General features: G+C 66.7%; 5 protein-coding genes. 1 reads left to right on the forward strand and 4 read right to left on the reverse strand.

Annotation, left to right across the window (positions count from 1 at the left end; all coding sequences use genetic code 11):
- Positions 1-142 precede the first annotated feature (142 nt).
- The gene (locus FHW84_RS14125; protein ID WP_167256575.1) at positions 143-1,312 is read left to right on the forward strand and encodes a hypothetical protein; all 1,170 of its coding nucleotides are present in this window, start codon (positions 143-145) and stop codon (positions 1,310-1,312) included.
- Positions 1,313-1,368: 56 nt separating this feature from the next.
- Here FHW84_RS14125 and FHW84_RS14130 read toward each other — a convergent pair whose 3' ends face one another.
- From FHW84_RS14130 to FHW84_RS14145, 4 genes are all read right to left on the reverse strand, one after another.
- Positions 1,369-5,118: a translocation/assembly module TamB domain-containing protein gene (locus FHW84_RS14130; protein WP_167256577.1), complete on the reverse strand. Its 3,750-nt coding sequence runs from the start codon at positions 5,116-5,118 to the stop codon at positions 1,369-1,371.
- Between the two features lie 11 nt (positions 5,119-5,129).
- Positions 5,130-6,896, reverse strand: coding sequence for an autotransporter assembly complex family protein (locus tag FHW84_RS14135; protein WP_167256579.1), 1,767 nt, complete (start codon positions 6,894-6,896; stop codon positions 5,130-5,132).
- A 202-nt stretch (positions 6,897-7,098) separates the two neighbouring features.
- A complete protein-coding gene (locus FHW84_RS14140; RefSeq protein WP_167256581.1) occupies positions 7,099-9,702 on the reverse strand; it encodes a glycosyltransferase family 2 protein in 2,604 nt (867 codons plus the stop codon).
- A gap of 259 nt (positions 9,703-9,961) precedes the next feature.
- On the reverse strand, positions 9,962-10,429 hold the full coding sequence (locus FHW84_RS14145) for a Dps family protein (protein WP_167256583.1): 468 nt from the start codon (positions 10,427-10,429) through the stop codon (positions 9,962-9,964).
- Positions 10,430-10,541: the final 112 nt, after the last annotated feature.

Consider the following 10,541-nt stretch of genomic DNA (forward strand, 5'->3'; position numbering starts at 1 on the left):
TCCCCTCGCCACCGGCTGCTCTTGCCCGCAAACCAGGGGTGAGTCAAAGCTTGGTCCACAAGGCTGCGGCCCTGTTGAGCCGGCTTCGAGCCGGCACGCTGCAGACCTTGGGAGCGCCGTCGCCACGGCGAGGTGGCGCGGCGTGCAGCGAAGCCAGGATGTCGGGGGATTTATGCGCAGGTATTACTTTATCGGCGCCATGCTGTTGTTGATCGGTGGAAGCATGGCCACCGCGATCGCCGCCGAAGAACAGGCGCCATCGGTCGGGCATTTTCTTGATCCGGGTATTCTTGCTTTTCCGGCCGCCTCGCCCAGGGGGCTGGTCGGTTCGAGTTTCGGCAAGGGGTCGCCGGTCCTGCACGACCTGACGGTTTCGCCCGATGGCTGGGTTGATCGATACGAGGACTACCGGGTCGCGAGCAGCGTTCTGACCGACGGGCGCGGCGAAGTACAAGGTTCTCTGGTGGTGGTAAATCGCGATAACGGCGAGTTTCTCGCCATGCTCGAAGCGCCGCATCGAAGCGGCTTGATTGCCGGAGACCGCCACGGGTTGCAACGCATGCGCGATGCGGCCGACGACGATGGCGGCAACGGCTTCAAGGATCCGGACGGTATCGAAAATCCCCGGCCGCCCAAGCCGGCGGACCGTGCTGGAAAAGCGGACGTCGATTCCAAGGGCTTTATCGTGATCGATGTCTTCGCGGGATTTTCGGAGGCTGCCGTCAAGAAAGTCGGAGACGCGAAAGCCTATGCGCTCGCCCAGGTCGCTTCGGTCAACCGGGCCTTGCAGAACTCGAAGGTGCAGAAGGTTCGCCTGCGGCTGGTGGGAGTGCGGACCATCAAGCAGGACTTCATCATCAGCGCGGAGAACCTGGACAAGAGCTACGATCTGTTCGAGCAGGACATGTTCGATAAGGGAGCCGATCTGTTCGCCGGCTTTTTCGATACCACGGCCGAAGACGGGACCGAAGGCATGGCGTGGACGGGAGGCCGGGCGAGCATACAGACCGTGAAGTTCAAGCATGTTTTCAAGCACGAAATAGGTCATATCGTCGGCGGCCATCACTGCGCGGAGGGCGATGCCAGTTATCGGCATGGTTATGACAATGGCAAATCCCTCACGATCCTCTGCAGTCATACGCAGGGATACCAGACGCAGAGCAAGCGGGTGAATTACTACTCGAATCCTGCGGTGAAGGACACGCACGGAGTGGCCCTGGGAAAGCCTGGCGTCGCGAATATGGCGCGTCTTTGGAGGGAGCGGGCTGAGGCGATGTCCGCCGAAGCCGAAGCGGTAGTGCCGCTGAATTGAAGCGCATCGCCGGTGCACGGGCGCCTGGCTGCGGCGCCCGTGCGCGATATCTGATGCTATTTCTCCAGGCGGTAATTCAAACTCGCCCGATTGAAATCCGTCGCACTCTGCGCCTCGAAATTCCACCGGTGGCTCAAGCGATAACGCAGCGTCACCACCTGCCCAGGCTCGAACAGCCCCACGCCATAGCTCAGATACAAACGCGGCGACAGGAATTTGCCGACGGTAAACGCCGACGTTCCGCCCAGCGCCTCGTTGCTCGAAACCCCCACGTCGTCGATACCGAGCTTGCTGCCCACACTCTTGGCCAGCAGATCGCCCGCCGCCGAACCCAGCGCCTGCGCCGCCGCGCCGACCATATCGCCTTCGCCGCCTTTCACCTGCGACAGTGGCTTGCCGGTGATCAGATAAGACAACGCATCCGACTGCTCCATCACCGGATTGGAGAACACGGTAAGCACCGGGCGCTGCGCCGTTCCGGACACCATCAGGCCCACCTTCTGGCCTTCGTCGATGGTGGCATTCGGATTGAGCTTGCGTGCCGCGCGGATATCCAGGCCGGGGTTGTCGACCGGCGTGCTCGCGAACAGCAAGCGTCCCTGCTCGATCTGCAGGCTCTGCCCGTAAGCCTTGTAGATACCGTCGACGGTGATCTGCCCCTGGCCCGTGGTGGCGCGGCCGGGACGCTCGCTGACGGTAAGCGTTCCGCTGAGGCGGCCGTCCAGGCCGAAGCCGACCAGATGCGTCTTGCGCCCCAGATCGACCTTCACCGACGCGGTGATCGGCAAGGCCTTGGCTTTCTCCGCCTGCTGCTCCTGGTCCACCACCACCACGTCGGGCGAGGCCTGCGTGGCGCCCGCGCCGGGCAGGCGGGAGACGTCGATGTCGGCGGTGTCGAGCGTGACGTCGCCGCCGACGTTGATGCCCTTGGCGTCCTGGGTGATCTGCAGGTCGGGCGAGATGATCACCTTGGCCGAGGGAATGTCGGCGGCGGTGAACTGGCTGCCCTTGACGTTGATCGCGGTGGTGGCGCCTTCGCCGACGCCCGCATGCCCGTCGATGCGCAGCGAACCCTTGCCCGACTGCACGCTGCCGCCGATCAGGAACTGCCTGGCGTCGGTGGTGCTGACGGTGAGCTGGCCCTGGCTGAGCTTCAAGCCTGCCGACGGCACTTCGGCGGCGAAGCCGGTGACGGCCGCCTGGCCCGAAACCAGCGGCTGCGCCACGGTGCCGGCGAAGCGGAAGCTGCCGTTGGCCGCGCCTTTCACTTCCGCGACTTCATTGCTGAAGAGTTCGATGAACTTGAGATTGTTGAGGTGCAGTTCCAGTTGCCCGCCCAGCGCCTGCTGCGCACCGTTGATCGAGACCTGCCCGTCGACGCGGCCGCCGTCGTTGAGGCCCGCGTGCAAGGTGGCGTTCTGGCTGGAGGGGCTGAGCTGGGCCTGCAGCGCGAGTTCGTTGTAGGACAGCAGCGGCTGGTCGGCGCGGTCGACATAGGTGACGGTGCCGCGCGGCGAGGTGATCGAGGCGCTGCCGCTGAGCGCGCCGGCCGCGTTGCGGCGGATGCTGCCGCTGCCGCCGAGGGTGCCGTCGGCGCGGATCGGCATGCCGGGGCCGGCGAAGGTCATCAGCAGCGCGAGCGGCAAGTCGCGCAGGCGATAGTTGGCGTCGAGATTGCCGGCCTTGTCCTGCCTGGCGGCCACGCACAGCTGCGGCTCGCCGGCGGTGAGGCACAGCTCGGACAGGCTCATCGCACCGTTGTCGTAGCCCAGCTGCGAGGGCTGCTGCAGATGCCAGCGCGGAATGCCCTGCGGCTCCAGGTCCAGCGTGGACAGCGTGCCGTTCCACGCGCTGCCCTTCATGCCGCCGCTGAGCGCGACGCGCGTGGAAAGCTGCTGGCCGCTGGCCTGCAGGGTGAGGCTGTGGCGTGCGGAGCTGCCTTCGCCGTGCAGGTCGATGCGCTTGAAATCCAGGCCGCCGAGCCTGGCGGCGCCGGTTTCCAGGTCTAGCTGTCCACCCGGGTTGCTGAGGTCGGGCAGGCTGGCGTTGAGGTGCAGGCTGTCGACGGTCTGGCCGGCGTAGGCGATGCCATTGCCTTGCAGCCTGGCGTCGAGCGAGAACTTCGGCGCCTTGCCGCGCAGGCGCAGGTCGCCCTGCACGCGGCCTTGCGCATCCGGCAGCCAGTCGCCCAGCGAGGCGATGGCCAGGTCGAGCTGCGCGTCGTTGCTGGCGCCGGGTTTGGCGTCGAGCTTGACCGTGCTGCCGCCGGAGGCGAGATCGAGCTTGCCGTCCACCACTTGTTGCGGCGTGAGATGCAGCTTGCCCTGCGCGCGCACGGGTCGGTCGCGCAGGGTGCCGGCGAGCTTGCGGATATCCAGCGTGGCGTCGGGCTGGTTCTGCGGCAGCGTGCCGTCGGTGGCGATGTCGAAATCGAGCGCGCCGTTCCAGCCGGCCAGCAGCTGGCCCGGGTCGAGCTTGTTCGCCGTGGCTTCGAGCTGCCAGGCCAGCGCGGGCTGCAGGGTGAGCGTGCCCTTGGCCTGCATGCCGCCCTGCGGCTGCTTGAGTTCCAGCGTGTGCAGGGTGATGAGTTTCGGCGTGCCGTCCAGATTGAGCGCGAGCTTGGCCAGCTTGCCGGGCGGGCCGACGTCCACATCGCCTTCGGCATGGAAGGCATCGGCGCTGCCGCGTGCTTTCAGGCTGCCCTGACTGGCCAGGTCCTGGCCGGCGAGCGACGCGGGCAGCAGCAGGTCTTTCCAGGCGATGGTCAGGTCGCCGCTCACCGGTTGCGCGCCGAGCTGCACGGTGCCGTTGGCTTCGAGCTGGCCCTTGATCTGCGGCGAGCCCAGGGTGAGCTTCTGCAGTTGCAGCGTCTTGAAGTCGTCGCTGAAGCGCGCGCTCAGCGGCTGCAGCAGCAGCTGGTAGTCGTTGAGATCGACCTTGCCCTGCAGCGTGCCGCCGTGGCGGTCGCCGCTGCCCTGCAGGGCCAGGCCCAGCGCGGTGAGCGAGCTGTCGCCGAGCAGGGGCTTGGGATCGAAGCGCGGCGCGTCCAGGCGCGCGTTCCAGTCGTAGTCGCCGCGCTGCGCGGCGTCCACGGTGAGTTGCAGCGCGGTGGGCTGGGTGAGTTTGAGTTCGGTCTTGATGCGCTTGCCGTCGCCGTGCGCTTCGATGCTGCCGGCGTATTCCACGCCTGCTACCTTCCAGGCGAAGCCCGCGGCGCCGTCGCCTTGTTCGCCGGCGGCAATGACGAGCTTGCCGTTGAGGTCGGCGTGGCCATCCGGCGCCAGCAGGTTGAGCTGGTGCAGCTCGATGCCCGCTGACGTCCACTGGCCGGCCAGGTCCAGGCGGTTGGAAACGAACAGCGGCTCACCCGCCTGCGCGATGCGCACGGCGCCGACGTGGACGCGGTCGAGCACGATGTCCAGCGGCGGCTTGAGCGAGAAGCTGCTTTCGCCGGGTTTTTCTTCTTCCTTCGGCTTGGGCAGCGCGACCTCGATGCCGTCGGCGTCCAGGTTCAGCACATGCGCGCGCTTGCGCAGCAGCGGCCACAGACGCAGGTCGAGCGTGGCGCTGGCCACCTTCACTTCCATGCCCTGGCCGTCGGCGTAGCGCAGGCCCTTGAGCTGCAGCGGGCCGGCGAGATGGCCATCCGCCTGCTGCACGGTAAGCGCGCCATCGGTGAAGGCTTGCGCGCGCGCCAAGGCGAAACGCAGGCCGGACGCGCTGCCCAGCAGCCACCACAGCGCAACCGCCAGCAACAGCACCACGATGCCGAGGAAGATGCCGATGCGCTTGAGCCACTTGGCCATCGTCATGTTCCTCACAAGTCCGGCCCGATCACGAGATGCAACTGCACCCCGTGTTCGCGCTTGTCATTGACCGGCGTGCCGACGTCCACGCGGATCATGCCCACCGGCGACAGCCAGCGCACGCCCAGGCCGGCGCCGACGCGCGGCCGGTAATCGGTGCCGTCGAAAGCATTGCCGGCGTCGACGAAGGCGGCCATGCCCCAGTTGCGGGTGAAGTAGTGCTCCACCTCGGAGCTGGCCACAAGCAGGTTGCGCCCGCCGACCACGCGGTCGAAGTCGTTGCGCGGGCCGATGGTCTGGAAGCCGTAGCCGCGCACCGAGCGGTCGCCGCCGGCGAAGAAGCGCAGCTGCGGCGGCAGCGCGTTGAAGTCGTTGGTCCAGGTATAGCCGACGCTGCCGCGCAGGATCAGGCGGTCGCGTTTGGTGAAGGCGCGGATCCACTTCGCATCCGCGGCGAGCTGGCTGAAGCTGGCGTCGGACAGCAAGGTGCCGACCGTGCTGCGCGCGTAGATGTCGATCGCCCAGCCGTTGCGCACGAAGGTGGGATTGTCGGCCTGTTTGCGCGACAGCGAGGCCTCCGGATAGAACAGCGTGCTGCGGCCGTGCTCGATGCCGGCGACGTTGTCGTTCTCGCCGGCCTGCTTGCCCACGGTGAAGGTGCCGGACAGCGCATGCAGGCCGACGGTGCGCGTCCAGCCGTGCCACAGGCGGGTTTCGTTGGCGACCAGTTCGAGCGTGCGCGATTTCGAGGTGTCGGTGTTGGCGTCGCGGAAGTTGGCGCCGAAGTTGAACGAGCGCTGGTTGTCGCCCGGCATGGGGATGGAATACAGCGTGGACAGCGTCTTCAATCGCTGCGCCAGCACCAGTTCGTTCTTCCACTTATGGCCGCTGCGGTTGATCCAGCGCCGCTCCATGCCGGCGCGCACGCCGGCGCCGGTGTCGGTGCCGACGAAGGGACCGCCGGTGTAGATGGTGCGCTTGGCCGGCGCCAGCTGCACGGTGACGTCGACCACGCCGTCCCTGGCCTCGTCCACGTCGGGCAGCACATTGACCACCGAGAAATAGTCGGCGCCGTTGAGCGCCTGCTGCAGCTGCAGCAGCTGGTCCTGCTGGAAATAGTCGCCGCTTTTGAACGGCACGTAGCGCTGCAGGAAGCCTTGCTTGAATTGCGAGCCTTCGAAGTGCACTTCGCCGTAGCGGTAGCGCTTGCCGGCTTCCCACGCCAGCGCGATGGTGGCGGTGCGCTCGCCGCGGTTGACCTCCACGCGGTGGGTGACCATGCGCGCGGACAGATAACCGTTGGCGGTGAGCGCGCCGGCAAGCGCGTCGCGGGTGCTGGTGTAGGTGCCGTGATTGAGCTGCTGGCTCTTGAGCCGTTCCACCGCGCGCTCGGCGCGGCGCACGGCGGGAATCTTCATGGCCTCGTCGTCGAGCTTGACCTCGACCGCGCTGACCAGCACCGGCTCACCCGGTTTCACGTGCAGGGTGACGCGCCAGTCGGCGCCGTTCTGCTGGATGTCGCCTGCGGCGCTGGCTTCGTAATAGCCGTAGGGCTCCAGCGCGCTGCGCACCTGCTCCGGCGCGCGCTCGAACAGGCGGCGCACCTGGGCTTCGCTCACGTCGCGGTTGGCGTACTGGGAGAGTTCGACGCCGGCGATCACCGGAGCCTTGAGCGTGTCGTCCACCCCGTCCACCACCAGCTGCACGCCGGCCCGCGCGAACGGGCTCAGCAACAGCAGGGGCAGGGCGGCCAGGCCCAGGCGTCGTTGTCGGCGCATGCGGGGGTTCCATCCATTGGGGCGGCAGGCGAATGCATCGCCTGGTCCGAGCTTAGCGGGTGGAGGTGAGACCGCAACCTCGGGCTGCCGTTCGCGGGTTCGTGCGGTGGGGTGGGCGAATGCGAACTTCAACGCGCGTGGAGGGTACTGCGGTGTTGGGGTTCGCTGGCGCTCACCCCAACCTACGCCGGCGCGGCGGGGATCAGCCGGCCTTGTCGCCGGCCTTGTGCGCGATCCACGCGCCGACCACGGCCGACACGTACGGAATCGCCTGCGCGCTGAGGATGAACATCCACAGCTTGCTCTCCACGTAGTGCGTGCCGTAGGCCATGCCCATGCCCACCACGCACAGCAGCAGGGCGATGGCCATCAGCATTTCCTCGCGCACCGGCGCGAAGGCGGCGAAGTTGCTGCCGCCCAGGCGGCGGCTCTTGGCGGTGACCACGAACGAGGTCTTCTCGCGCGTGAGGCCATGCAGGATGCCGCGCGCGATGGCGTGCGACAGGCCCATGCTGGCCAGCGAGGCCATCAAGGTGTCGTACCAGCTGCAGGGCACGCGGGCGCGGTACAGCACGATGCCGAAGATGGCCTTGGCGAAGAAGAAGCCGATCACCGGGATCAGGAACAGCTGCATCGGCAGGGTGAACAGCTTCGGCGCGGCCACCATGCCGGCGGTCCAGAAGATCGCCATCAGGGTGAAGATCAGATGCAGCGCGTCGGCGAACCAGCTGAACCAGCCGGTGAGGAAGTGGAAGCGCTGGCCCACCGAGAGCGGACCCTTGCGCGTCATCCAGTCCCAGCGGCCCTTGAGGATCTGCATGGCGCCGAAGGCCCAGCGGTAGCGCTGGCTCTTGTAGGCCTTGAAGTCCGCCGGGGTGAGGCCCTTGCCCATCAGCTCGTCGACGTAGACCAGCTCGTAGCCGGCATGCATCAGGCGCAGGCCCAGTTCCGCGTCTTCGCAGATGGTCCATTCGGACCAGCCGCCGGTGCCTTCCAGCGCCGAGCGGCGCACCATGGTCATGGTGCCGTGCTGGATGATCGCGTTGCGCTCGTTGCGGTGGTGCATGCCGATGCGGAAGAAGCCGTCGTATTCCCACGCGGTCATGCGGCGGAAGCGGTTGTGCTCGAAATCGCGGTGCGCCTGCGGGCACTGCACCACGGCCACCTTGGGGTCGTGGAAGTGGCCGGTGAGCGTGGCCAGCCAGTCCTGGCGCACCACGTAGTCGGCGTCGATCACCGCCACCACGTCGGCGCGCGGATCGGTTTCCTTCAGGCCGAAGTTCAGCGCGCCGGCCTTGAAGCCGGGCCACGGCTCCAGGTGGAAGAAGCGGAAGCGGTGGCCGAGCTTTTCGCAGTATTCCTGCACCGGCTGCCAGATCGCCGGGTCCTTGGTGTTGTTGTCGATCACCAGGACTTCGTAGTTCTCGTACTCGAGCTCGGCCAGCGAGTCGAGCGTGACGATCACCATTTCCGGCGGCTCGTTGTAGCAGGCCAGGTGGATCGACACGAATGGCTGCTTCGCCGGCGGATCCGGCCGCAGCATGCCGGCGTGGCGCACCCACGAGCGCCGCCACAGCACTTCGGTGAATTCGAAGCCGTTGATCAGCAGGATGGCCAGGATGGCGATCTGCGCCGGGAACAGCAGGACCAGCATGGTCCAGTCGATCCAGCTCAGGTAGAAATTGAAGGGCAGGGTGGCCGACCACACCACCAGGCCGCAGGCCAGCTGGATCAGCGCGGCGAAGAAGAAGCGGCCGGTGAGCTTGAAGCGCGCGAAGCGGCGCCCGAACCAGATCATCGGCACCAGTGCCAGCAGGCCGGCGGCCAGCGCCTTCCACGGCCAGCCGGTGTCCTCGGTCACCGGGCCGGTGAACGGGAACTTGGGCTGGCGGTCGGCATTGAACATGCCCCAATAGGCTTCGGTGCGGCCGGCCAGCTTTTCCTTCCAGGGCTGGTCGAAGGCTTCCATCACGTAGTAGTCGAGCTTTTCCTGCTTGGCCTTGTTGAACCACAGGCGCAGGAAGATCGCTTCGTCGGAGACCGAGGGCTGGGCGTACTTGAAGCGGTCGCCGTTGGACGGCCAGCCGATCTCGCCGATCACGATGTGCTTGTTCGGGAACAGCTGCTGCAGGGCCTCGTAGCTCTTCATCGCGTCCACGACGGCGTCGGCGCGGGGCACCCCGTTCCAGTACGGGAACAGGTGGACGGTGATGAAGTCCACGTGGTCGGCCAGTTCCGGGTACATGGCCCAGATATGCCAGGGCTCGGCGATCGACACCGGCTGCTTCAGCGCCGCGCGGGCGCGGTCGGCATAGGCCATCAGCTGCTCGGGGGTGAGGTCGCCGCGGAACAGCACCTCGTTGCCGACGATCACGCGGGTGATCGAATTGGGGTAGCGGCGGGCCTGGGCGATCAGCGCGTCCAGCTCCAGCTCGTTGTTGTCCAGGCGGCGGTCCATCCAGGCGCCGGCCATGACGTCCAGCCCGTCGCGCTCGGCCAGGCGGTAGACCTGGGGATTCTGCAGGGTGGAATAGGTGCGGATGCGCGAGGTGTAGCGGCTGAGCAGCTTCAGGTCGCCCTCGATCTCCTCCTCGCTGGGGAAATCGTTCTTCAGCGGGTTCTGGTAGCGCTGGAAGGCCGACAGGGCGAAGCCGCCGACCGGGCCGCTCCAGTCCTTGGGACCGTTCGGAAGGTTGCCCCACCACCACAGGCCGACATTCAGCGCCGCGACGACCAGCGCCAGCAGAATGGCTGAAAACAGCGTGGACCGGCTGGGATGGGTGGCTGCTGCAGCGGTAGCGCTCAAGAACGATCCCCGTGGTTGCCTCTCACACGAGGCGCCAAAGCTTGAGGAGCTTACCGAGGGTGGGCAGCAGGCTCAATAAAGGCGGGGGGCAGGTGGTCAGCGCGAGGTCAGGGCGGGGGACCCGGCGTAGGTTGGGGTGAGCCGCAGGCGAACCCCAACATATGCGTCCAACGAGCTCATGTCCGGCCTGCCGGGCCCGAGCGCCGTTGGGGTTCGCCGGAGGCTCACCCCAACCTACCTGTGAGAGGCCGCCGGCCCCTCACTTCAATAGCGAACGCAGCATCCACGCCGTCTTCTCATGCTCCTTCAGCCGCCCGGTGACCATGTCCGCCGTGCCCTCGTCCCCGGCCGCATCGGCCACCTTGATGGTCTCGCGGGAGGTGTGGGCGGCGATTTCATGCCCCTCGACCAGCTGGCCGACCATGTCCTTCCAGTCCGGCACGCCGGCTTCTTCCTTGATGGTGGTGAGTTTGCCGAACTGGCTGTAGGAGCCGGGGGCGAACACGTCCAGGGTGCGGATGCGCTCGGCCACTTCGTCGGCGGCCAGCCACAGCTCGTTGTACTGGGTCTCGAACATGGCGTGCAGGCTGTTGAACTGCGGGCCGGTGACGTTCCAGTGGAAGCTGTGGGTCTTCAGGTACAGGGAGTAGGTGTCCGCCAGCAGCTTGGACAGGTGCTTGGCGACCTGCTCGCGATCTTTCTTGGCAATGCCGATATCGATGGCCATGGCCGTACTCCTTGAGTGATGAAAGTCTGTCGTCGAGCTTAGCGGGGCGTCCCGTTAGGAAGAAATGAATGCTTCCGATGCGCGCGATAGTTGTGGGCTATGACGGCCGCGC

Origin of the sequence: Dyella sp. SG562 (assembly GCF_011759495.1) — a bacterium.
GTDB classification, from domain to species: domain Bacteria; phylum Pseudomonadota; class Gammaproteobacteria; order Xanthomonadales; family Rhodanobacteraceae; genus Dyella_D; species Dyella_D marensis.

What these genes read in the sequence shown, in the direction of transcription:
- FHW84_RS14130 (WP_167256577.1), bottom strand. Translation starts at nt 5,118, where the DNA reads ATGGCCAAGTGGCTCAAGCGCATCGGCATCTTCCTCGGCATCGTGGTG.
- FHW84_RS14135 (WP_167256579.1), bottom strand. Translation starts at nt 6,896, where the DNA reads ATGCGCCGACAACGACGCCTGGGCCTGGCCGCCCTGCCCCTGCTGTTG.
- FHW84_RS14145 (WP_167256583.1), bottom strand. Translation starts at nt 10,429, where the DNA reads ATGGCCATCGATATCGGCATTGCCAAGAAAGATCGCGAGCAGGTCGCC.